Consider the following 22554-nt stretch of genomic DNA (forward strand, 5'->3'; position numbering starts at 1 on the left):
GAACCGCTTCTCTGGAGAAGTTTTGCGAAATGTCTACTGGTCTCTTCACAGCCTTTGTATATAGATTTGTACACCATATTTTATACAAAATCTCAAAGATATGTCAAGGTCTTATTGCGAAATTATTTGCTCAACAGCTCTTTTACTCTGATTGCAGCTTCCCGCAGTTCTCTCTGGGCCTTTTCATTTTCTTTAATGGGATTTCTATCCGTATTGTTGTATCTAAGGTCCTCGATCACATTGGCATTGATATTGCCCAGGAAATGTTGACACTCCACATCTACGCCCTGGAATTGGTTTGGATAGGTGGGAGAACCACCGTTTGCCAGGATAACGACGTTCTTTTTCTCCTTGAATATGGGGTCTTTGAAGTGATACCATCCGTTGTATAAAACCTGGGTCCTGTCTATAAATATTTTCATCCTGCTGGTGACACTGTTAAAGTATAGAGGCGTTGCTATGACTATCAGATCGCTTTCCTTGAAAGAGTTCATTATAGCTTCCCTGTCGTCTTTTATTATACATTCGTCATAATGCTGTCTGCAGTAATCACAGGCCAGACAAATTTCAACTTTTTTATCCAAAAGATTTACGTATTCGATCTCATTTCCTTCTTTCAGGTTTTCCAGAAAAGCATCCACAAGGTCTTGTGTGTTTTTTTTCCGTCTGTGACTGCCGATAAGCACGGTTATTTTCATCAAAATCCCTCCCACCTTTAATATAAGAATATTATATCACGAAATATAACGTTTACATAAATTTACTCTGTTGTTTTGCCCCGGAAGTTGTTTTAAAATAAGATATAGCACCAACAATGATAATTCCAAAAGGAGAAAAGAATGTTAAAAAATAAAAAAAGCATTATCTTCGATCTTGACGGCACTTTGGCAGATTCCATCTGGGTCTGGAAGAACCTTGATGAAATCTATCTTGAAGGCAAGGGAATATACAGCAGCGACAATCTCCAGGAAGAAATGAACGGACTAAGTTTCAGCGATGCGGTGGCATACATCAAAAACAAGTTTGATATCCCGGACAGCCTTGAGACCATGCATGATGAATGGGTGGCTCTATGCAAAGACGTATTTATCGACGATGTAAGCCTTAAGGAAGGTGCTCTTTTGTTCGTACAAAAGATGCACTCAATGGGCTACATGATGGGCGTAGGAACAAGCAACAACAAAACCATAGCCCAGGGTTTTCTTCAATCAAAGAACCTGACAAGATACTTTAAAACCATCAGGACTTCCTGCGAAGTAGGCCGGGGCAAGCCAAACCCGGATGTTTTCCTCAAGGTGGCCGAAGACCTGAAGGTCCTGCCAAGTGAGTGCCTGGTATTTGAAGATACCCTTGAAGGAGTAATGGCCGCCAAAAATGCCGGCATGTCAGTTGCAGCCATACATGACCCTGCCCACTTAAGATTTGAAGATGAAATCAAATCTCTGGCAGATCATTATTTCTTGAATTTTCTTGATGCCGCCGAAGCTGTCTAAAAAATATCCTCAATTTGAGCGGAGGACAGACCACTGTAGGTCAAAAGGATGTAGCTATCTTCTGATTCGGGTATCTTTATTTTTTCAAACAGGATGTTGTTCTTGTCAAAGATACTGTGAAGTTTAGACTCTTCCTTTTGGTCTTTAAATTTTATTATCAGGTGTAGCCCCGAGTTCTCTCCCAAAATTTCTATTTTGTCCCCGTACCTGCTTTTGAGTCTGTCTATCAGCAGATTGTTCTTTTTGTAATAGATTTTGTTTGCTTTTCTAAGGTGTCTCTCAAAATGACCTTCTTTCATGAATCTGCCCAGAGTCAACTGCTCGATTTTGGAAGCGGTCTGAGTGAATCTGTGCTTGTTCTTTTCATATTTAGAAAGCAGGCCGTCAGGCAAAACCATGTAACTGATCCTCATGGCCGGAGTCAAAAGCTTTGAGAAGGATCCCATATATACTACATGGCGACCTTCATCAAGGCCTTGAAGGGAAGGTATCGGCTCATTTTCATACCTGAAGATGCTGTCGTAGTCGTCCTCTATTATCAGCCCGTCGACTTTTCTGGCCCAAGCCAGTACTTCAAGCCTTCTTTTTATGGGCATTACAGTACCCATGGGATACTGGTGAGAGGGACTCAAATACGCCACTCTCGCATTGGTTTTCTCCAAAAGATCCGTTTTGATGCCTTCTCCGTCCACTTTAACGGCTTTTATGCCAAAGCCGTAGTCTTCAAAAGTATACCTGGCCTGCTCAAAACCAGGATCTTCAAAGATAACCGATGAGTTTTCATCCTTTATGAGTGTTGCTATCATCCCCAAAAGATATTGGCTTCCAGATCCGATCACTATTCTGTTTGGATCACATACCACGCCCCTGCTTTTTCCAATGAAATCGGATATCTCTTCTCTTAATATCAATTCTCCCTTAAGGTCTCCACCGTCGAAAAGAGCCTGTGAATTGTCCCTGATAACGCTGTTGTAGGTTTTTCTCCACAGGGACAGATCGAAACTGTCCTTGTCGACTCCAGTATTTATGTATGTAAATGTTTCCTCTCCGATCTTTTGAGCCGCAGTTTTTCTATCGAACACGTACTCGGACAGTCCTATGGCAAAGTATCCCCTTCTGGGGATATTTTCTATATATCCTTCCGCCACCAGCTGGCTGTATGCGCCTTCTACGGTTATCTTGCTTATGTTCAACTCTTTCGCCAGCATCCGAATGGAGGGCAACTTTTCACCTTTTTTGATTTCTCCGCTCAATATGCAGTCTTTGAAGTACTTGTATAACTGAATATAAAGGTGTTTTCCCTCTTTGTTCATTAAAATGAATTTATCTATCATTTTCCATCTGTCCTTATGTGTATATTTGTTTTTGTACATTTTCATATGGTCAATTGTATTGTATCATAAAGAAAAACAAATGCAAGGGAGTTGAACTATTTGAATATTACATTGAAAAAATTGATCTATACATCCTTAATGATCACAATCGTCTTTATAGCCACCGTAGTCATAGCCATTCCCATGCCGTTGGGATTCATCAACCTTGGTGATGGTGCCATCTACATTGCATCCGCTCTACTGGGTCCCCAGTTGGGATTCATCGCAGGTGCCATTGGTTCCGCCTTGGGCGATTATTACCTGGGCTACTTCGTCTACATGATCCCTACATTTTTAGTCAAGGGAACAATGGGACTGGTATCCGGTTACCTGTTCAAAAAAAACCACCCTTTAAAAGCGGTGGTAGCAGGCTGTCTCATTATGGTGGGTGGATATTATGTTTCAGAAGTCATCATCTACTCGAACTTCCTGTCTCCTCTGGCCAGCATCCCTTTCAACCTATTGCAGGGAGCAGTCGGATCCGCCATAGGATATGTATTCTTCGTTAAATTCAGAAAGATGTTTGCAGGTTTGATCTGACCAAAGGTTTGACTGTCAAATAGACAAGCATGGTTTTTTACATAGCCGTGTTTGTCTATTTTTGTGTTCAAAAATATATAAATCAACTGCTTGGTGAATTCCAATGCTCTTTACGGATAGTCCGCAAATCTTGAGGCCAATTTTTCATTTTTCTCATAGTCATTTAACGGTAACTTATGAGCAAAAATTCATGTAAAACCTATAAAAAAGCTGCTTTCCAAACTTGAAAAATGGTGTTTTCTATCTATTCCTCCAACCTTTCCACACATCACCTTCTTCTGTCCGGTGCAGCTTATTTCTTTTGACTTATTTATCAACTGGGCAGCTTTTCTCTTAGTTTGTCCAGTGCCCTTTTCTTCAATTTGACCACGCTTTGGGTGTGCATTCCGTGTTCTTCGGCAATTTCTTTGATTTTCTTTCCCTGATAGAAGTGATGTATAATGACCCACATTTGCTTCTCCGACAAACCCTTTATTGCTTCTTTGAGGGCCTTTTTCTCTTCTTCCCTTATCAGCTGGGAATCATGAGCCACAACATTATCTTCCTTGATATTGACAAAAACGTCGTAAGTTGGAAATGTCAGTGCGTCCCCGTCCTTCTTTTTTTTCTTGACCCTTTGCATGTAATGATAAAACAACAGGTTTCTGTAGTACATAAGAAAAGACATATGCCTGGCTTCATCGTAATCGTTAATCGATTTCATCAGTATCTCAAAGGAATTTTGAGATGCATCCTCAAACGAATCTTCCGAATACCCGTATCTTTTGTACATGTTTTTTACCATTGGCTCCACCTTTTTAAATAGAGCATTCAACTTTTCCTGATTCCAACCTTCGTCTTCTTTGATTTCTTGGATCATTTCATTCATATTTGGCCTCCGATTCTGTCATTTTGGTTTTTGGCACCGTAGTTCCTACGTATAAAATAGAAAAAACATACCCATGAAACCCATTTTATTTTAGCGTTGTAAATATATTTTGTCTATTTGATGTTTAAGAAGTAAAATTTTTCCGTTTCCTTCATTCAATCGATCAGCTTTGTTGTAAGTGCCTATTGGTTGGGGTATACTTAAGAAGATAGACATTTTTGTTTGCATTTTAACGAAGGGTGGTGATATATCGATGAAAAAAATCTTTACTTGTGCAACATCCTTTGCAATTGCTTTTGTGATGCTCGCTTCAATTCAAACTGGATTTGCTCCCAAAGTCCAGGCCGAAGGTTCCGGGAAGCTCGTATACGTCATTCCCATTGAAAACGAAGTTGAAAGGGGACTTGAGGCATTTTTAAGACGGACGACCAAAGAAGCGGCCGAGGCAAATGCAGATCATATCATCTTTGAGATCAATACTCCCGGCGGTGCTGTGGAAGCCGCTGACAATATCGGTCAGATCATGCAGGAGATAACCATTCCTACAACTGCGTACATCCGTTCCCGAGCCCTTTCTGCCGGTTCATACATTGCGTTGTTTGCTGACAATATTTACATGAACCCTCAGGCCACCATGGGCGCCAGCGGAATCATCACAACTGATGGTAACGCAGCAGATGCAAAGGCCCAATCCTATTGGCGGGAAGCCATGGGAAGCGCTGCAGAAGCCGGAGGACGTGACCGCATTTATGCGGAAGCAATGGCAGACGCCAGCATCGATTTGCCGGAATACAATGCACCGGAAGGCGAATTTTTGACCCTTGGTCCCACTAAAGCCATGGAAGTGGGCTATTCCGAAGGAACAGTGAACCACCGTACCGAACTGTTGGCCATTCTTGGGCTTGATGAGGCAGAGATCGTCGAAGCAAAGATTTCATTTGCTGAAAGCGTTGCCAGATTTTTGACCAACTCCCTGGTGGTTTCCATACTGCTTACTCTTGCGGGACTTGGACTGGTTTTAGAGCTATACTCTGCAGGCTTTGGCGTGGCGGGCATTGTAAGCATACTTTCATTGATCCTGTTTTTCTACGGTCATGCCGTTGCAGGTCTTGCGGGATTGGAAGTCTTCGTTCTGCTTCTTATTGGAATCGGTCTGGTCATTGCCGAGTTCTTTGTGCCGGGGGGTATCCTGGGGGGACTGGGAGTTTTAAGCATCATTGGTTCGTTGTTTCTTGCAACGAACAATATCTTTACGATGGGTCTGAGCATCTTGACAGCCCTGATCATCACTATCGCCGTAGCCGTTATTCTTTACAGAAAAATCGGCTTGCAGGAGGGAATTCTTCGCCACATCATTTTATCGGATCAGCTGACAGCCGAACGTGGCTATGTGCCTGTTGAAGAACGAAAAGATCTGGTGGGTTTAAAAGGAAAAACACTTACGCCCTTAAGGCCGGCCGGTACTGGTCTGTTTAACGGCAGCAGGATAGACATCGTGTCTGAAGGAACTTTTATAAGTGGCGGTCAAGCCGTTGAAATAGTCCAGGTAAGCGGTGGTCGAGTGGTCGTAAGAGAAATTACAAACGAGGAGGCATAATTATATGTTAGGTTTCGCTGATTTCATACCAATTATAATCATTGGTATCATTATTATTGGTCTTGCAATTTTGTTTTCATTTATTCCGGTGGCTTTATGGATAAGTGCTTTGGCAGCTGGAGTAAAGGTTAGTATCTTTACCCTTGTCGGTATGCGTTTACGTCGAGTTGTACCAAGCAAGGTTATCAACCCGCTTATAAAGGCGTATAAAGCTGGAGTGAGTGCGGATGCCAACCAGTTGGAGTCCCACTATTTGGCTGGCGGAAACGTTGACAGAGTAGTCAATGCTCTAATTGCTGCGCAAAGAGCCAATATTGAATTGGGTTTTGAGAGGGCAGCAGCAATCGACCTTGCCGGTCGTGACGTGCTTCAAGCCGTTCAAATGAGCGTTAACCCAAAAGTAATAGAAACACCTTTTATTGCGGGTATTGCCATGGACGGGATCGAAGTAAAGGCAAAAGCAAGGATCACCGTACGTGCCAACATTGAACGACTTGTAGGTGGCGCCGGTGAAGAAACTGTCATCGCCCGTGTCGGTGAAGGAGTTGTCAGTACCATCGGTAGTGCCACTTCCCACAAGCAAGTACTTGAAAATCCCGATTCCATATCCAAAAACGTATTAAATCGCGGATTGGACGCTGGAACCGCTTTTGAAATTCTATCAATAGACATTGCCGATGTGGATATCGGTAAAAACATCGGAGCCATCCTCCAGACAGATCAAGCCCAGGCGGACAAGAGCATCGCCCAGGCGAAAGCGGAAGAGCGCCGTGCAATGGCCGTGGCGGAAGAGCAGGAAATGATCGCCCGCGTTCAGGAAATGCGTGCAAAAGTTGTGGAAGCAGAAGCAACTGTACCTCTAGCACTGGCAGAAGCATTGCGTTCGGGCAAAATGGGCGTGATGGACTATATGAACTACCGCAATATTGGAGCAGATACTCAAATGCGTGATTCCATCGGCAGGATCTCTGAAGAGGATTCTACAAAGGAATGATACCTAAGTCACAGAGGTTGAAAGGCGTGATTAAATGGAAGACATTCTAGCACCACTCTTAGCCGTTCTTATAATGATAGGTTCGAGCATTTTAGGAAGAATATCAAAACAAAAAAAGGGGGAATCACCTCCCCAGCAGAATAAAACTTTGATGGATTACGGTCGCGAACTGATCAAGCAGATCGAACAGCTGGACAAGGGGACTCTATTCCCCGAAAGTACTGTCAGTAAAAGCGAGCAGGCAGAGACAATGCAGCGGATCAATGATCCAACGGATAGTTTTGAAAGAAACTCCCAAGTAAACATGAAACAGGAATATACGCGCTCAATACAGCGATCCGAAAAAATTGAGAGAGTCATCGATCGTCAAACAGCTCCCTTGCAAGTGGAAAGGAAATCCCCCAAAGGATTCCCCATAAATAAGCGATTGAGCAAAAAAGACTTGAGACAAAGCATTGTTATGGCTGAAATTCTGGGTCCGCCCAGAGCAAAGCAGCCTCATTCGCCGATCAAACGATAGAAATTAAAGTCAACAAATTTAAAAGTACACCCCTCATGTTAGACGTAAAATCTAATAGTTGGGTGTACTTTTTTATATTTCCTGCATTCCATTATATATTTTCGCTTTTTAATGCATCCATGGGGTTGTCTTTACGGATCTTGTCCATGGCATAGATGCTGCTTGCAAATACAACCAAGAACACACTGCCGATGGCGATGACCACAGGCTTAACGGGCATGTAGAAAGGAAATTCCATACCGTTGCTGATGGAGATATATATAAGATAAGTAATCCCTACCGCCACCGGGATGCCGTAGATAATGCCTTTAAGGCCGTAGAGGGTGCTCTCATAGGTCATCATATTCCAGAAACCCTTTTGTGTCATTCCCACTGTCTTCAACATTGCAAACTCCCTTCGCCGCAGATGAATGTTGGTGGATATGGTGTTGAATACATTGGCGGCGGCAATGAGCGAAATGAGGATTATGAACCCATAGGAAAAGATATTTATCACACTGATCATGGCACGATCCTGCTCCTGAAATGCTCCATGGTCGATAAGCCGGCTGTAGGATAACTTCTCTTCCTTGAGCAAACGGGTCATCTCTTCATAAGCGGCCTTGTGGTCATCAACATGGAAGTACAAATTGATAGGGATATCTTCCTTTTCACCCAAGATCTCCTTACTCGCACTAAAAGGGTAGATCACCTTGATGTCTGTTCCCATTAAATTGGTTGCCATCATTGGAAGTTCTGGAATGATATATCCCAACTCCAACTCCCGGGTGGTGATCCCATCCTTCTTGGGAAGGAGTACTTCCACTTCGTTCAAGTCTCGGTAGACCAGCTGGTCTCCTCTGGCCTCTCCTGTAAAATAAGCACCTTCCACATCCATGATCTCCACCCCTTTCGCCGTGAAATATCCCTCTTCCAGAGCGTCATAAGTATAATACTTGGAATCTTCCGGGTCAAAGATCTTTCCCTTGGTGTAGACAAGGGCCTTGGGCTCATCCCGCCCCATATACTCCCCTGCATCCAACCGGTTGTTCTCCAGCAGCCTCATAAAGCTGTCATCATCCAGAAAGATCAGATGCATGTCAAGCAGCATCTCTCCTTCCGTCATTCCGACTATCTCCTGCATCCAGTTGGTCCCTGCCAACTTTTGATAATTCTCTTCAACCAAATCCTTTGGCACCAAGATCCCTGCTCCCATTTCACTGTATTCATATGAGGAATCCCGAATCCCTTCCACGGAAGTCAATAATTCTCTCAGGTGCCCAGCATCAATTTGCTGTTCTGGCGTTAGAGTGTAGGATATGTCGTAAGTGGCTTCCCCGAAAAGCTGACTTGTGCTTTTCTGCAAGTAGCTGGTGAAGCTGGAGGCGGATATGAAAAGCACCACACTCATGAACAATGATATGACGGTAGCTCTGTATTTTCGTTTGTTCCGTTTAAAGTTTTTGGCCGCCAACATACCGTTGAATCCAAATAGCTTGTAGGTGATCCGACTTGTCTTTACCTTTCCCGCCTTGATTTTAATGTCATTTGTCTGCCTAATGGCATCCATGGCGGAAATCTTGGCTGCTTTTCTTGCGGGGATGGCCGCAGAGATCAGAACTGTCACCAGCCCCAAAGCAGCAGCCAAAAGCAGGGCCGTGGGTGATATCCGCAGTATAAGCTGTGCATTCGTCCCAGAATTCCACAGGGCTTTGAAGATGTCCTTGGCAAATGTGAACGTCAGTCCGATCCCGGTGATCCCCAACAGGATCCCCAGCGGGATCCCCACGGCACTCAGAATAAAGGCTTCAAAGATTACGCTGCCCATAACCTGTTTTTTTGTTGCTCCAATGGATTTTAAAAGTCCAAATTGCTTTGTCCGCTCGCTGATGGATATGGAAAAGGCGTTGTAGATCAGAGATATGGAACCAAACATAATGATGGCAGAAAGCACGGCCACCATGCTGTAGAGTACATCGTTGAGGGTGTTCTCGTTAGAATTGCCGCTAAAGCGGAGCAAATTGCTGTTTACCACCGTTTCTTCAAATCCGGTTTCATCAAGAAAGGTGTAGATCCCTTCCATGGGCTTTACTCTCAAGTATACGTCGAAGCTGCCGTTTCCCGTGCCGTCAGCCACGGTGAGTGCCGTATAACCGGGAGCCGTGAATCCTTCAAAGGAGGGTCGTTCATAAAATCCTACGACGGTGTACGTCTTCGTCTCTTCTCCTTCCAGCGCTTCTGCACCTTTCAGGAAGGATTGGGATTGGGTCATGATAATTCCGTCATGCACCCGCTTTCCTACATCCAGGGTGATCTCGTCTCCAAGAGACATGGTGACACCGCCGTTGCTGGAAAGGTGCTCCGGCAGGAGTATCTGACTGCTATCCTCCGGAAGGATCCCATCCACTAAATGAACCGGCATCATTAAAGAAAATTCTTCATCCATGGCACCCACAAACAAATAGGGCTTGTCTTCATTTTGGATACCCTCCAACAGGGCATAACCTATATGCTCCAGGGTGGAGACTGCCTCTATCTCTTCTTCATCCCTCAGAGTCTGGATGTCTGCTGCTGTAATGTTCAGTGCACCACCGTAAAAATCTCCTTCTTGTTCCTTTACCACTTCGATCAAATATGACTGGAGGCTAAAGACAGATGTAGTGATCGCTGTAAAGAGGGATACGGATAGAATTATGCCAACAATGGTGACAAGAGTTCTGGTCCGATTCTTCTGCAAGTTCTTCCAGGTCACTTTGTTCAGGATCTTCATGAACTTATCACCTCATCTCGAGTGATCTTCCCATCTTCTATGGTCAGTATCCTGTTGGCTTGACGGGCGATGGCATCATCATGGGTAATGATAAGCAGCGTCTGGTCATACTTGCGGTTGGACTCCTTTAGAAGTTCGATAATGTCCTGGCTATTCTTGGAATCCAAGTTGCCGGTGGGTTCGTCCGCCAGCAGCACCACCGGCTCGTTCATCAGTGCTCTTCCGATCGACACCCGTTGTTGTTGTCCCCCTGAGAGCTGATTGGGCAAATGGTTTTCCCGCCCGTGGAGATTCAGCGTTTCCAACAAGTCGGACAATCTTTCCTTCTCCACCTCTTTTCCGTCCATCAATACGGGAAGGGTCATGTTTTCCACCACGTTGAGGACGGGAATCAAGTTATAAAATTGGTAGATCAAACCTACCTGCCTACGTCGAAAAACGGCCAGCATCTCTTCGTCCTGCCCATAGACATCGCTGCCATCCATGAATACCTTGCCGGAAGTAGGTCGATCGACACCCCCTAAAATATGCAACAAGGTGGATTTTCCTGAACCCGAAGGACCGGTGATCGCCACAAAGTCACCCTTCTTGATGGCAAAGGAAACGTCATCCAGCGCTTTTACCATATTTTCGCCTTCACCATAAGTCTTGGTGAGGTTTTCCACTTTTACAATCTCCATATATGAAACCTCCTGTGTTTTTTGTCTTCATTTCATTGTAGATCGACCACATTAACGGGTGATTAAAAAAATCTTAATAAATTATTACGAAAGCATAAGAATTAAAGCCAACGGATGCCGTTGGCTTTTGATATTCGATAAATTGATTTATAAGTTGTTATCAGGCTTCTTGGTAAATATGGATACAACGATAAATATGAGTGCAGATAACGGGACACCGATCACCATGGGATCCATACTGGACCAGGGATGACCAAACAATACGGGTTTTCCCGTCAAAGCCATACATATGCCCAGTGGCACAGCTTCACTGGCTTTAACAAATCCATACCAAAAAAGGGCGAAAACCAATCCTCCATACACACTTGCTATAGCTCCAGCTTTTGAAGATCCTTTCCAAAAAAGACACCCTGTATAAGAGGGAAGCCAACAAATGGCACAGATCCCAAACCAAAACACCGTAGCCCTTGCGATAATGCCGGCCGGCAATACAAAAGCAAGTAAAAGTCCAAAGCTCAATCCTATCACTATTCCCAGCTGCATCATTCTTTTTGTATTTTTCTCGGTATTGAAATTATCAAAAATATCTCTGGCAAAAGCCACTCCTTGAAGGTGAAGCAAGGATGCTGAAGATGACAGTGCCGCTGCCAGCAAACCGAACATGAATAAATACACAAACCACTCAGGCATCAATGATGAAATGGTCATTGGAATTATCATGTCGACATTTCCTTCAGCTGCGAATAATGAAATTTGACCAGTTTTATTGTAAAAATATACATTGCTGAAGATTCCCACCAATACATAACCACCAGTCAAAAACCAAATGAAAATCGCTGCTGCTACGATACCTATATAAATATTTTTTTCGCTTTTTACAGCCATAAACTTGACTTGCAAGTGAGGTTGAGCCAACGTTCCCACACTGATGCCAAGTACCAGCGTACTCATCACCGTCCACCATATGGTCGATCCAAGATCCGGCATCCAAACCCAACCATTATGACCTGCTTGGACAAGATTATTTGGTATCAAATGTGTGATACTGTCCAATACATTGTGAGCGGTTGTAATACCCCCGACTTTCCATAGTATCGTTCCCAACAATATCACACTCGAAAGAAACATGATGCTTGCCAATAATGCATCAGTGTAAATAACACCGATCAATCCACCATACGATACGTATAGCAGAACTAAAACAGAAATTATAATAAGTGCGAGTTTGTAATCTATCCCGGTAGCACCGGCTACAAAATTTGCTCCGCCAATCAAAATTATGCTTGTGTAGGCCGGCAAAAATACGTATATTATGACACCAATCGACTTTTGAAGAAATTTGCTTTCAAATCTTTTGCCCATCAGCTGCGGAAAACTCTCTGCACCAAAGCGTTCTCCTATGACCCGCACTCTCCTGCCGTAAACATAAAATGCTATAAATGTACCTATGAGCATGTTTCCGAGTATTCCCCAGTACAGGCTATATCCATACAAACCGGCAACACCGCCAAACCCTACAATTGCCGATGTGCTGACAAGTGAAGCTCCATAAGATAGTGCAATAAACAAGCCACCTATATTTCTTCCGCCAACTGTCAAATCCAAAGCATTCTTGGTTCTTCTCTTACCAAAATACGTTGTACATGCAATAGCTCCGATAAAAAACAAACTGGTAATTAAAAAAACCGACAAATTTAGTTTCATTCTATTTTTCCCTTTCAGCCTTGGAGTATTTTATGATGCCGAATACAACATTAAATATCAACATCAATAACGTCGAAAAAAAACATGCTATGATTTGTGGATCCTTTAGACCAAACATATACATCTCCTTTGATAGTCATTAAAATGGTTCCCGCTTTTCTTGAAATTCTCAATTAACATTGATTAGAAGTATACCACAAAACATATAACCGATGGGATCTGATTTTACATAAATACAATTTTTTTCCATGCAAATTCTTAGTAAGTTTGGTCCCCACATTATTTTCTCTTTTCATGCAAAAACCTCACTTCTATAAATAATTTTATATCAGCGAGGTTATTGTAATTTTATACGGATATCGTCATATCACTTTCAATGATCCTTTACTCAAAATTCTCTTAACGTTTCTACATCTGAAAGCCATTGGAATCTTTCATCGTGCAACAATTTATAAACCTTGTCATTTCCGGCCAATCCCCACAGCAGGTATTCTGTACATCCAGGCACTGCCAAAGAAGTATGGTATCCGAAAGGCAATGCAATAGCCGTTTCATCATCACTGATCTTATTGAACTCATCCCAAGCTCCACCTTCATCCCCTTCAAGCCCGTATGAATGTTGAATAACATACTTACCATGTGGCCCTTTAACTCTAATTGAAAATATTTCATCTAGCGGAAATTCTTTTTCATTGTCTAAATCATGCTTATGTGCTGGAAATCCAATCCACCCTCCCGGTATAGAAACAGACTCTCCGACTAATAATTTTTTTGTAACATGGTCCATATTTTTACCTTGCGGTCCAAAGATCCATCTATATTTCCTTCTCCAATTATAATGTCCAGGATCGCCTTCTTCAACATCACAAGGCAAACTTTGGAATGGCGGATTCCCTTCGCTGCAAGGTGTTGTAAAGACTCTCGCTTCCAGCCCCGTTTCACTCTTCATTATTAGTTTGCTGTTAGGAGGCAAGTATAATGTTGTTGGAAGATCACTGTACACGTCTTTACGTTTTCCAGTTACTCCATCCAATACTTTTTTTCCATTCCAGTATACATCGGCGGTGTATTCACCTTCCTGCAAGACAATTGCAATCTCTTCACCAACTACTTCGTGTTCTAACGTTTGACCTTTTTTTATCAATATTCTGTCGAATCCCAAAAATTCACAATCAGAATTATTTCTAGTGATAACCCTTTCATATCCGTCAATGTTTTTAAATCTAAATACTTCAGTGTATTTTTTCATATTATCTCCCCCTCAAATAGTTTTGTTGCCTTGCACCAAACCAGGTACTAATTTTGTTTTACCGATTCCTACTGCATTTTTAACTTCAATTATTTTGGACATATTTCTCTCTTTGTAATTTCGCCTTTGACATTTTTATTATCATATCTATTAAAGTTCAACTCGATACTTTGGTTTTTCATTATTTAACACATCTAAGATTCCTTGGGCCGCATGTGTGGCCATCGCAAGCAAAGCTTCTGATGTTAGCGCAGCATTATGAGGCGAAACTATAATATTGTCCAACTCAAACAAGGGGTTCTCTTTGGCAGCAGGTTCTTGTTCGAATACATCAAGTGCAGCCCCCCTGATCGTATTATTTTTCAATGCATTGTATAAGGCGTTTTCATCAACAATTCCACCTCTTGATACATTGATTAAACAGGCACTTTCTTTCATCATTTTTAATTCTTCCGTCCCAACCAAACCCGTGGTCTCATCTGTTAATGGAATATGTAAACTTACAACATCGGATTCGACAAAGATTTCATTTATATCAGTAACTAATTTGAAGCCATGCTTGTCCGCTACAGACTGATCCACATATGGATCATAACCTAAAATATTTACATCTAAGGCATGCAATTTTTTTATCACAGCTTTAGAAATCTTCCCTAATCCAATCATTCCAATAGTCTTGCCCTTCATCTCCATTGAAATAACCCTGCTTCTTGATCCCCAATCACCGTTTCTGGTGTTTTTATCCATAACAACAAGATTCTTCGATAATGCCAATATCATGGCAAATCCGTGCTCGGCAACTGAATTAATATTAGACTCTGGCGCATTTACAACCATTACTCCATTTTGTTTCGCTGCTCTTTTGTCAATATTATCAACACCCACTCCATGTTTAGCAATAACTTTTAACGTTGGAATATTTTGAATAATACTCTCTGTTATATTTGCCGATCTAACAAGAATGGCATCACAATTTGCAGCTTCATTTATTATTGTCATCTCATCAGTAGCAGAACCCAAAATAACTTCTGCTTCGCTTCTAAGCAAATTCATACCATCCTCATGTATCGGTTCAGTAACAAATATCCTTTTCATTTTTAAGTCTCCTCACAAATTAAATGATGGCTTTCGTAAAGTCGAAGTTTCAAGCTCACTTATTTGATTACATACTTTGGGTAAAGTTGATCCTCCATAAGGCATCACAATAATATTGCTGTCTGCACCCAAAAGTTCTTTTGCGCCATCTAATGCGCTTTGTAATGAATCATATGGTTCCAAGAAAATTTTTCTAACTACTTCGTCTTCAAGCTCCGACACTAAAAACACCTTGCATTTTTGCAGTACCATTGCAATTGCAGCTGCTTTGTGTCCTCCTAACTTAAAATTCTCTTTGATTTTTGATATTAGTTCTTCTGGCTCTTTTGCAGTTTTTAACCATTCTTCAAAAATCTCCGATCCAAATCCTTCTTTGCATGATGCCAGAAGAATAATCACGCCACCTTCTCTTACTGCGTGCTTTGCATTGTCCAAAGCCTTTTGTGCTTGGTATAAGTTTATGTCTTTAGGATACCCACCTGGTGATACTATGACTATGTCCGCATGTTTTTCCAATTCAATTTTATATAACTGATCTAAAAACTTGCACCCCGCTCTATGGGCTTCAATAATATCTCCAGCAACAGCTTTAATGATTTCTTTCTTTTCATCGAGTACTACATTAACCATAAAATCTAAATCAATAACTTTTGAAATCTCATCAATATCATTTCTCAGGGGGTTATGTTCAAGTTCTCCTGCTTTTGATTCTTCTTTAACCATCATTGAATGATTAGCTTGGATAGTTTCTTTATCACATACTCCGGGCAAAATCGACTTTGCTCCACCACTATATCCTGCGAAATAGTGATATTCAATATTGCCAAGACAAATCCTTCTGTCGCATTCAACAACTGGTCTAAAAACATTGATAGGAGTTCCTCTAGAAGTCTTTCCTAGATTTATGCAATCTTCAACATCAGAATCAACACATTTTACTCTCTTGTAGATATCCTCACCGACCAAATATATTTTTTCGCTCTCTGTGTGCATTCTATGGCTGCCAAGTCCAAATACTACAGTGATATCTTCATCAATAACACCAGCTTGATTAAGTTCCTCGATCACTAATGGCAAAACTACGCTACTTGGCATAGGTCTCGTTATATCGCTCGTTATTATAACAACTTTTTCTCTCGGTTTTACTACATCTTTCAGCCTTGGCGAATTTATTGGTTTTTCTAATGCTCTTTTAACTTCATCTGCTCCTGTATTTCGCACCAACACTTCATTGGGCTTTAATACACCCAATACTTTATTGTCTTCAATATCGATCGCAATCTTTTTTTTTGCAAAACCCAACGCTATCTCCATTTTCATCACCCTTTAAATAATGTGTCCAATTGCATTTGTCTTATAGTCTTGCCACTCCAGATTTTCTTGCAGCCTCAGATACCGCTCCAACAACTGCATGCGTTACTCTAGGGTCGAATGGTTCCGGTATGATATAATCTTGAGTTAATTCTTCATCACTGATAACTGAAGCAATAGCTTTCGCTGCTGCAATTTTCATATGTTCATTAATGTCCTTTGCCCTTACATCAAGCGTCGCTCTAAATATACCTGGGAAGGCAAGCACATTATTGATTTGATTGGGAAAATCAGAACGACCAGTACCAACAACTATTGCCCCGGCTTCCCTGGCCAGATCCGGCATGATTTCCGGCACTGGATTTGCCAAAGCAAAAACAATAGGATCCTTGCTCATTGTTCTCACCATTTCAGGTGTTAAAGCTCCTGGAGCTGAGGTCCCAACAAATACATCAGCATTTAATAATGCATCTTCCAGCGTTCCTTCCAACTTTGCTTTGTTTGTGATTACAGAAATTTCTTGTTGGGCCGGGTTCATCCACTCCGCACCATCAACCAATATCCCTTTCCTGTCACACATGATGATATTTTCAGCACCCGCCAACAATAAAAGTTTACATATGGAAGTTCCAGCAGATCCCGCTCCATTAATAACGATTCTTATACTATTTAAATCTTTTTTTACTATTCTTAACGCATTTATTAATCCAGCAAGGACAACTACCGCAGTTCCGTGCTGGTCATCATGAAAAACGGGAATGTCGCATTCAGCTTTGAGCCTTTTTTCTATTTCAAAACACCTGGGAGCTGAAATGTCTTCTAAATTAATAGCTCCAAAACTGCCCGCTAATAATTTTATGGTTTCGACAATTACATCGGGATCTTTTGAACGTATACAAAGAGGCAGTGCATCAACATCTGCAAACTCCTTGAATAACACGCATTTCCCTTCCATTACAGGCATGGCGGCCTCTGGTCCGATATCTCCGAGACCCAAGACTGCCGTTCCATCAGTTATAACTGCAACCAAATTTCCCCTTCTAGTCAATGTATGTGAAAGGTCTATATTTTTGTTAATGGCCTTGCAAGGTTCAGCAACTCCTGGGGTGTATGCCAAGGATAAGTCTTTTGATGACTTAACCGATACTCTGCTTATGACTTCAATTTTTCCTTTCCATTTTTCATGCATTTTCATAGCTTCTTCTTTATCATTTGTAGCAGCACTCAAATTACTCATCTCTCCTTTTGAACGCCTTTAAATGTCCAAATATTTTTTAATTTGTTCGACGCCCGTCTCTAAGCTGGTCAGTACAGGAATTTCAATATCCGCTAACAACGGCATTAACTTATACATACTTCCTTGGGCCAGTACAATAACATCATTAGTTGTTGCAGCTACTTTCACTGTGTCAATTACGATTCTGTTATGTTTTTCTCTGTCATTTTCCACCAACAACGCCTCGTAGGCACCGTCAGCAAAAAATCTATTTACATTTACTTTTTTGTCCATCTTTGCTGCGTTGGATTCAACCAACCTTGAAGAAGGCTCTAAAGTTGATATGGCCGTCGCTATAACCGCTATGTTAGTACCTAACTCAACAGCTTTGGCAGCCATTGGCTGATCTATTTTTATGTATGGGATATCTATTAATTTTTGTGCAACATCTGCGGCTTCTCCCACTGAAGAACATTGATTTAATATCAAATCCGCATCCATCTCTTGGGCAGTCGTCGCATATTGACAGATCCTTTTTACGATCCCTGGTGTCAATCCTTTATTTGCCAACGCCTCTTCCAGTAAACTATCGTCAACTATATTGATCATCTCAACATCGGGCAATTTTTCTCTAAATAACTTTTTCAAATCCTCAACCGAGTACAAAAATGTATGAATAACCGCGACTTTTTTTTTCATTTCATAAACACTCCTTTGTATATTATTTTTATCAGCACCGTAGTGCTTTTACAGCTATATTCTGCAGCTTTCTTTTACAGCACGCGATGGTATGCCCAGCGGCGAAAGTGTCTTTATTTCTTTTTGCCTATAGATTAAATTTAATCTTATTTTTCTCCATGGCTTTTAATAGAGGCATTTTCTTGCCCGACAAAAATCTAACCATAGCTCCTCCGGCAGTACAAACATAATTGATATTATTTAGATCGATATACCTAGATGCCGCATTTACGGTATCGCCTCCACCAATCACTGAATATCCCTTTGCGTTTGACACAGCTTCCCAGATTTTTTTCGTTGCATATTCGAATAATTTATTTTCGTAAACTCCTGAAGGGCCATTTACAAATATTGTTCCAGCCTTTGATATTTCGTCTTCAAATATTTTCACTGTTTTAGATCCAACGTCCATAAACATCTCTTCCAAAGGCAACTCATCTATATCAACTTCCATCCGCTCGCCATCTTTTTCATAGGCCAGATCTACCGGAAACACTATCTTTTGGGGAAATTTTTCAAGGTATTGCTTTGCCAAATCTATGAACACATCTAAAGATCTGTCTTTAATAAATGTCTCCTTCACGCTTCCCAGCTTATAGCCTTTGGCCAACAGCATAATTTCTCCTGTTAATCCCGATGCTAATATTTTGTCAGCAGTTCCATTTTCAAGGACTTGTCTCATCATCCCAAACGCATCAGAAATTTTTGCACCGCCTAAAACAAAAATTGAAGGATGTTCTGGATTCTCCAAAACTTTTGTTAATGCGTTATATTCCGATAACAACAACTTCCCAGCCGCAGACGGCAATAACTCCTGAAACCCAACCATAGATGGTGCATTCCTATGAGCTGCTGCAAAAGCATCGTTTACATAATAATCTACCAAGGGAGCAATGTTTCTAATTAAATGGGTGTTTAGCATTTCTTCCGGCTTAAGTTTTACTGCATCTTCAAAAGTAGAAATTTCTTCAGATAAGTACCTTAGATTACCCAGTAATACAGCTTCTCCCGGCATTAAGCTTTTTATGGCATTTTGCGCTGCAGGCCCTGAAACATCATCAATGTAACTGACAGCAACTCCCAGCTTTTCTGTTAGTTTTTCAGCATGTTCGTTCATAGCAATAAGATTTTCATAATCCAGAGTGTCTCCCTGATGTGCAATAATTGCCAATTTTGCTTTACTGTCAATCAAAAATTTTATAGTGGGTATACTTTTATTTATTCTATTTTCATTTACAATTTTTTTGGTTTTTGGATCGATCGGCGAGTTGATATCGAGTCTCAGTAAAACGGTTTTATTGCTAAAATCAATTTCTTCCATCGATTTTATTCCGACATTATTTTTTATTTCCACCTTGCCATCTCCAAATATTCATTAGTTTTAGATGTGCCTTCTTCTCTTGTTTCTTGCATTCCAAGAGCAGCTCTAATTGCATCCATAGTTTCTGGAATCGTCACAGATTCTTGTGGAATATGTATTCCGAACATTACGTCCCTTCCCGACTTTACAACCGTATCTTTCCAGATGCTTATTTCATACATATCACCTCTTGAATTTCCCAGGTCTCTTGCATATCTAAATAACGATGCATTCCCCAAGAATCCTTCATCAATACTTACAACTCTGATTCTGTCATGCGCTTGGAAGGCCTCGATTGTTTCTTCGGCTGTAATATCCGTTTTCGGAGTTGCCACTACTGTAATAAAGTGTCCATGAGTAACCGGGGTGTGAACGAGTATTCCAGTTGCATCAATGTGCGGCATTATTGTCATGAGGTCAAGCGCTTGGTGGCTTGGAGCTTTGTCTACTTGCAATGCATTGGTAAGGCCTCTATGGTAGTCTCCCGGATCCGCTACGCGTCTGACTATTGTTATCGCAACTTTTTCTATTCCGACCTTTCTATCCAAGCAATCGATCGCTCTTATCAATCCTGTAGTATTGCATGATGTTAACTTTAAATAATCTTTATTCAAACCTTTTTCATAATTTGCATATCCATGAAAAAACACATCTGCCACATCATTATTTTCCCCGCCTTGAAACACAGCTTTAACTCCATACTTTTCGTATATTTTTTTATTTTTCGCACCTATTCCAGCACCAGTGGCGTCTAAAACTATGTCTACTTTTTGAACTAAATCTTCCATGGTTCCCGAAACAGGTATGCCTGCTGCTTCAAAAGTTGCAACACTTTCAGGGTTCGCTGCATACAAGTCATAAGGCATCCCTCGTTCTTTTAAAGCTTTAACTGAAATTGTCAGTGCTGCATCTACCACCCCAACAAGCTCCATATCTTTTTGAAGTGATACTCCATCCGCTAATCTTTGTCCTATTACACCGTATCCTGCAACTGCTACCTTAACCAATTCATTTCCCTCCATTTTGTTAAATTTATATTTTAATTTATATGTAGCAATTATCATGCCAATACTAAATTTTAATTAAATTAACCCGATATGCCCTAAAATCACACAAAACTCTACTTATAAAAACATGTTGATGTCTTTTTGCAATGTCAGAGTCCCTCAATCTAGGCAAAAATGCACATTTAAGTGATGCATTTTTGCATAATTTTATTCTTTTAAATCTTTTGTGATAAACAATGCCAATACAACAGCTAATGCACCTGCCGCTAATTTACTTGTCATCATGGGTACTATCATGTCCGGTCTCACGCTCGCTGTAAACCCAAGATGATCACCAAGTGCCGCACTCGCAGGAACCATCCAAGCTGTACTGGTAATCTTTCCTCTTATATTCATGTCTTTCAGCATACCAAAAACCGGAACTGAGTTGGCTAATGAAAATATAACTCCGGCTATGCTTGTTGTGTCCAGTCCTATTTTTTTCCCTACGAAATTCAGCGGTCTATCTAATGCCTTAACTAAAATCGACAACACTGGAAAAGTCCCAAGTAAAACAATACCGATTTTTGCAACTATGTTCATTCCCTCCATAATAGGAGCCATCCCTCTGATTATTACTATCCCTGTAATAGATTGAAATGCCGCACTAGCCAGTCCTATATAAATTATTTTGGTAATAATTTGCCCCGACACAATGCAATATTTGATAATCTTACTTGGCGCAAACTTTAGCCCTAATGCTATTAGCATCGAAAGAACAAGGACTGGTAGCATGTTTATTATCACCGTCATTGAATCAAATCCAGCTACCATACCACCAAGCAATCCTCCGAAAGGGATCGATATTAAACCTATCAGTAAGCCATTTGCAAAATACCGTCTATCTTCCACCTTAACCAGCCCAAATCCTATCGGCATTGTAAAAACCAACGTACATCCCAACATGGATGACACTATCACGCCGGCTAGTAATCCCGCCTGCTCATTTTGAGCTAATTCCATGGAAATGGCATAGCCTCCCATATCATTTGCCAATATCACTCCAGCCATTGCAGGATCTATGCCCAAAACCGAAAACAACGGAGCAACTATCGGTTGCAAGCATTTTGAAATAACCGGAGCCAAGCAAACAATTCCAACCATATTTAACGCCAATGGTCCCATAGCGTTAAACCCTTCATCAAACTTTTCACCCAAACCTAATCTATTGCCAAAAACTTTATCTGCTCCGCCAATCAAAACACCAATTCCCATAATCCCAAAAATAATTTGTTCAATCATTCATAATACACCTCCCTGCATTGCAACCGAGATCCACAAGAAACTTCTACTTGACCATTGTAAAGATTGCTTTCATACAGTCGATTTATTTATTCGACTGCAAACTCTCTTATTGATAGTCAAAGGCTGTCTAGTTTAATGACAGCCTTTGATTTTAAAATATATATGCTATTTATATAGAAGAAACAGTTAATTAGTCTTTTTTAAGAACGCTCTCAAAACCAGTTAAACTGCGGACCGCCCACTCCTTGAAGACCCGCCATTTACCATCAACGTTTTTCATTATACACTCGCACATTTCCAAGTCTTGGAAAGGCGCAAATTGTTTTCCCGGACCCTTCCCATACTTACTGATCCCATTTTCTGAAGAAGCAAGATTGTAAACTACCTGTCCAAATCTAAAGCCGTCTTCCGGATTCCCAACGCAATGTATTTCACAAAATACCGTTCCTAAATTGGGAACTGATGCAAGCGTGGCCAACGTTTCTTTTATAACGTTATCCGATCCGGCGACATCGCCTCCTCCTTCCTCGACAATTGCCATTTCGTCATAATATAAATCGTATACTCTGCCTACCTGTTTATGCTTCCATATCAGTAATGTGTAAGCTGTCATTAATTCGCAAATTTGCTCAGGAGTTTCATATTTACAATTGTCAACAATATACTCAAGTTTTGTTCTCTCTTTTACAATCATATCTACAGTCATATCACTAATTTGTATGATATCTTGCATAGTAACCTCCTAAAATTATGTATAGTCCTTCAGTTTTTATAAC

The 22554-nt window shown here is 41.1% G+C and carries 20 protein-coding genes; 5 read left to right on the forward strand and 15 right to left on the reverse strand.

Annotation, left to right across the window (positions count from 1 at the left end; translation table 11 throughout):
• Positions 1 to 122 precede the first annotated feature (122 nt).
• Positions 123 to 698, reverse strand: a complete 576-nt coding sequence (locus IWB18_RS06175; RefSeq protein ID WP_195682742.1) for a flavodoxin family protein — start codon at positions 696 to 698, stop codon at positions 123 to 125.
• 141 nt (positions 699 to 839) lie between these two features.
• Between IWB18_RS06175 and IWB18_RS06180 the strand changes: the two genes are divergently transcribed.
• On the forward strand, positions 840 to 1493 hold the full coding sequence (locus IWB18_RS06180) for an HAD family hydrolase (protein ID WP_195682743.1): 654 nt from the start codon (positions 840 to 842) through the stop codon (positions 1491 to 1493).
• Here IWB18_RS06180 and pdxR read toward each other — a convergent pair.
• Entirely contained in the window at positions 1490 to 2872 is a 1383-nt protein-coding gene (pdxR, locus tag IWB18_RS06185; RefSeq protein WP_195682744.1) for a MocR-like pyridoxine biosynthesis transcription factor PdxR, read from the reverse strand. The two genes, IWB18_RS06180 and pdxR, sit on opposite strands and share 4 nt — an antisense overlap.
• A 54-nt stretch (positions 2873 to 2926) precedes the next feature.
• On the opposite strand from pdxR, the gene IWB18_RS06190 reads away from it, so the two are divergent.
• Positions 2927 to 3406, forward strand: a complete 480-nt coding sequence (locus IWB18_RS06190; protein WP_195682745.1) for an ECF transporter S component — start codon at positions 2927 to 2929, stop codon at positions 3404 to 3406.
• Positions 3407 to 3719: 313 nt separating this feature from the next.
• Here IWB18_RS06190 and IWB18_RS06195 read toward each other — a convergent pair whose 3' ends face one another.
• Positions 3720 to 4274 carry an RNA polymerase sigma factor gene (locus IWB18_RS06195; RefSeq protein ID WP_195682746.1) on the reverse strand — a complete coding sequence of 185 codons (555 nt, stop codon included), beginning with the start codon at positions 4272 to 4274 and terminating at the stop codon, positions 3720 to 3722.
• Between the two features lie 253 nt (positions 4275 to 4527).
• Between IWB18_RS06195 and IWB18_RS06200 the strand changes: the two genes are divergently transcribed.
• The 3 genes from IWB18_RS06200 to IWB18_RS06210 are packed head-to-tail and all read left to right on the forward strand — an operon-like array spanning position 4528 to position 7385.
• Positions 4528 to 5871: an NfeD family protein gene (locus tag IWB18_RS06200; protein WP_195682747.1), complete on the forward strand. Its 1344-nt coding sequence runs from the start codon at positions 4528 to 4530 to the stop codon at positions 5869 to 5871.
• 4 nt (positions 5872 to 5875) lie between these two features.
• The gene (gene floA, locus IWB18_RS06205) at positions 5876 to 6865 is read left to right on the forward strand and encodes a flotillin-like protein FloA (RefSeq protein WP_195682748.1); all 990 of its coding nucleotides are present in this window, start codon (positions 5876 to 5878) and stop codon (positions 6863 to 6865) included.
• Positions 6866 to 6899: 34 nt separating this feature from the next.
• Positions 6900 to 7385 (forward strand): hypothetical protein, encoded by a 486-nt coding sequence (locus IWB18_RS06210; RefSeq protein WP_195682749.1) that lies wholly within the window; start codon positions 6900 to 6902, stop codon positions 7383 to 7385.
• A gap of 91 nt (positions 7386 to 7476) precedes the next feature.
• Here the strand turns inward: IWB18_RS06210 and IWB18_RS06215 are convergent, their stop codons facing one another.
• The 12 genes from IWB18_RS06215 to IWB18_RS06270 all read right to left on the reverse strand — a co-directional run bounded on the left by IWB18_RS06215 (position 7477) and on the right by IWB18_RS06270 (position 22511).
• On the reverse strand, positions 7477 to 10134 hold the full coding sequence (locus IWB18_RS06215) for an ABC transporter permease (RefSeq protein WP_195682750.1): 2658 nt from the start codon (positions 10132 to 10134) through the stop codon (positions 7477 to 7479).
• The gene (locus IWB18_RS06220; RefSeq protein ID WP_195682751.1) at positions 10131 to 10814 is read right to left on the reverse strand and encodes an ABC transporter ATP-binding protein; all 684 of its coding nucleotides are present in this window, start codon (positions 10812 to 10814) and stop codon (positions 10131 to 10133) included. The genes IWB18_RS06215 and IWB18_RS06220 overlap by 4 nt, the downstream gene beginning before the upstream one ends.
• 147 nt (positions 10815 to 10961) lie before the next feature.
• Positions 10962 to 12518 carry a sodium:solute symporter family protein gene (locus IWB18_RS06225; RefSeq protein WP_195682752.1) on the reverse strand — a complete coding sequence of 519 codons (1557 nt, stop codon included), beginning with the start codon at positions 12516 to 12518 and terminating at the stop codon, positions 10962 to 10964.
• 388 nt (positions 12519 to 12906) lie between these two features.
• Positions 12907 to 13767 (reverse strand): 5-deoxy-glucuronate isomerase, encoded by an 861-nt coding sequence (locus IWB18_RS06230; protein WP_195682753.1) that lies wholly within the window; start codon positions 13765 to 13767, stop codon positions 12907 to 12909.
• Between the two features lie 150 nt (positions 13768 to 13917).
• Positions 13918 to 14862 (reverse strand): hydroxyacid dehydrogenase, encoded by a 945-nt coding sequence (locus tag IWB18_RS06235; protein ID WP_195682754.1) that lies wholly within the window; start codon positions 14860 to 14862, stop codon positions 13918 to 13920.
• Positions 14863 to 14874: 12 nt separating this feature from the next.
• Positions 14875 to 16176 (reverse strand): nickel-dependent lactate racemase family protein, encoded by a 1302-nt coding sequence (locus IWB18_RS06240; protein WP_195682755.1) that lies wholly within the window; start codon positions 16174 to 16176, stop codon positions 14875 to 14877.
• Between the two features lie 40 nt (positions 16177 to 16216).
• The gene (locus tag IWB18_RS06245) at positions 16217 to 17410 is read right to left on the reverse strand and encodes an NAD(P)-dependent malic enzyme (RefSeq protein WP_195682756.1); all 1194 of its coding nucleotides are present in this window, start codon (positions 17408 to 17410) and stop codon (positions 16217 to 16219) included.
• Positions 17411 to 17428: 18 nt separating this feature from the next.
• A complete protein-coding gene (locus IWB18_RS06250) occupies positions 17429 to 18088 on the reverse strand; it encodes an aspartate/glutamate racemase family protein (protein ID WP_195682757.1) in 660 nt (219 codons plus the stop codon).
• 127 nt (positions 18089 to 18215) lie between these two features.
• The gene (locus IWB18_RS06255) at positions 18216 to 19481 is read right to left on the reverse strand and encodes a phosphoglycerate kinase (protein WP_332310670.1); all 1266 of its coding nucleotides are present in this window, start codon (positions 19479 to 19481) and stop codon (positions 18216 to 18218) included.
• Complete coding sequence (locus tag IWB18_RS06260; protein WP_195682758.1) at positions 19472 to 20494, reverse strand: type II glyceraldehyde-3-phosphate dehydrogenase; 1023 nt, start codon at positions 20492 to 20494, stop codon at positions 19472 to 19474. Before IWB18_RS06260 ends, IWB18_RS06255 begins: the two co-directional genes overlap by 10 nt.
• Positions 20495 to 20701: 207 nt before the next feature.
• Positions 20702 to 21775, reverse strand: coding sequence for an ethanolamine utilization protein EutH (locus tag IWB18_RS06265; RefSeq protein ID WP_195682759.1), 1074 nt, complete (start codon positions 21773 to 21775; stop codon positions 20702 to 20704).
• 193 nt (positions 21776 to 21968) lie between these two features.
• On the reverse strand, positions 21969 to 22511 hold the full coding sequence (locus IWB18_RS06270; protein ID WP_195682760.1) for a hypothetical protein: 543 nt from the start codon (positions 22509 to 22511) through the stop codon (positions 21969 to 21971).
• Positions 22512 to 22554: the final 43 nt, after the last annotated feature.

It is taken from the genome of Alkalibacter mobilis (assembly GCF_015594845.1).
Taxonomy (GTDB): domain Bacteria; phylum Bacillota; class Clostridia; order Eubacteriales; family Alkalibacteraceae; genus Alkalibacter; species Alkalibacter mobilis.

What these genes read in the sequence shown, in the direction of transcription:
- IWB18_RS06175 (WP_195682742.1), bottom strand. Translation starts at nt 698, where the DNA reads ATGAAAATAACCGTGCTTATCGGCAGTCACAGACGGAAAAAAAACACA.
- IWB18_RS06195 (WP_195682746.1), bottom strand. Translation starts at nt 4,274, where the DNA reads ATGAATGAAATGATCCAAGAAATCAAAGAAGACGAAGGTTGGAATCAG.
- IWB18_RS06210 (WP_195682749.1), top strand. Translation starts at nt 6,900, where the DNA reads ATGGAAGACATTCTAGCACCACTCTTAGCCGTTCTTATAATGATAGGT.
- IWB18_RS06240 (WP_195682755.1), bottom strand. Translation starts at nt 16,176, where the DNA reads ATGGAGATAGCGTTGGGTTTTGCAAAAAAAAAGATTGCGATCGATATT.
- IWB18_RS06245 (WP_195682756.1), bottom strand. Translation starts at nt 17,410, where the DNA reads ATGAGTAATTTGAGTGCTGCTACAAATGATAAAGAAGAAGCTATGAAA.
- IWB18_RS06250 (WP_195682757.1), bottom strand. Translation starts at nt 18,088, where the DNA reads ATGAAAAAAAAAGTCGCGGTTATTCATACATTTTTGTACTCGGTTGAG.
- IWB18_RS06235 (WP_195682754.1), bottom strand. Translation starts at nt 14,862, where the DNA reads ATGAAAAGGATATTTGTTACTGAACCGATACATGAGGATGGTATGAAT.
- pdxR (WP_195682744.1), bottom strand. Translation starts at nt 2,872, where the DNA reads ATGAAAATGTACAAAAACAAATATACACATAAGGACAGATGGAAAATG.
- IWB18_RS06220 (WP_195682751.1), bottom strand. Translation starts at nt 10,814, where the DNA reads ATGGAGATTGTAAAAGTGGAAAACCTCACCAAGACTTATGGTGAAGGC.
- floA (WP_195682748.1), top strand. Translation starts at nt 5,876, where the DNA reads ATGTTAGGTTTCGCTGATTTCATACCAATTATAATCATTGGTATCATT.
- IWB18_RS06270 (WP_195682760.1), bottom strand. Translation starts at nt 22,511, where the DNA reads ATGCAAGATATCATACAAATTAGTGATATGACTGTAGATATGATTGTA.
- IWB18_RS06225 (WP_195682752.1), bottom strand. Translation starts at nt 12,518, where the DNA reads ATGAAACTAAATTTGTCGGTTTTTTTAATTACCAGTTTGTTTTTTATC.
- IWB18_RS06230 (WP_195682753.1), bottom strand. Translation starts at nt 13,767, where the DNA reads ATGAAAAAATACACTGAAGTATTTAGATTTAAAAACATTGACGGATAT.
- IWB18_RS06265 (WP_195682759.1), bottom strand. Translation starts at nt 21,775, where the DNA reads ATGATTGAACAAATTATTTTTGGGATTATGGGAATTGGTGTTTTGATT.
- IWB18_RS06215 (WP_195682750.1), bottom strand. Translation starts at nt 10,134, where the DNA reads ATGAAGATCCTGAACAAAGTGACCTGGAAGAACTTGCAGAAGAATCGG.
- IWB18_RS06200 (WP_195682747.1), top strand. Translation starts at nt 4,528, where the DNA reads ATGAAAAAAATCTTTACTTGTGCAACATCCTTTGCAATTGCTTTTGTG.
- IWB18_RS06180 (WP_195682743.1), top strand. Translation starts at nt 840, where the DNA reads ATGTTAAAAAATAAAAAAAGCATTATCTTCGATCTTGACGGCACTTTG.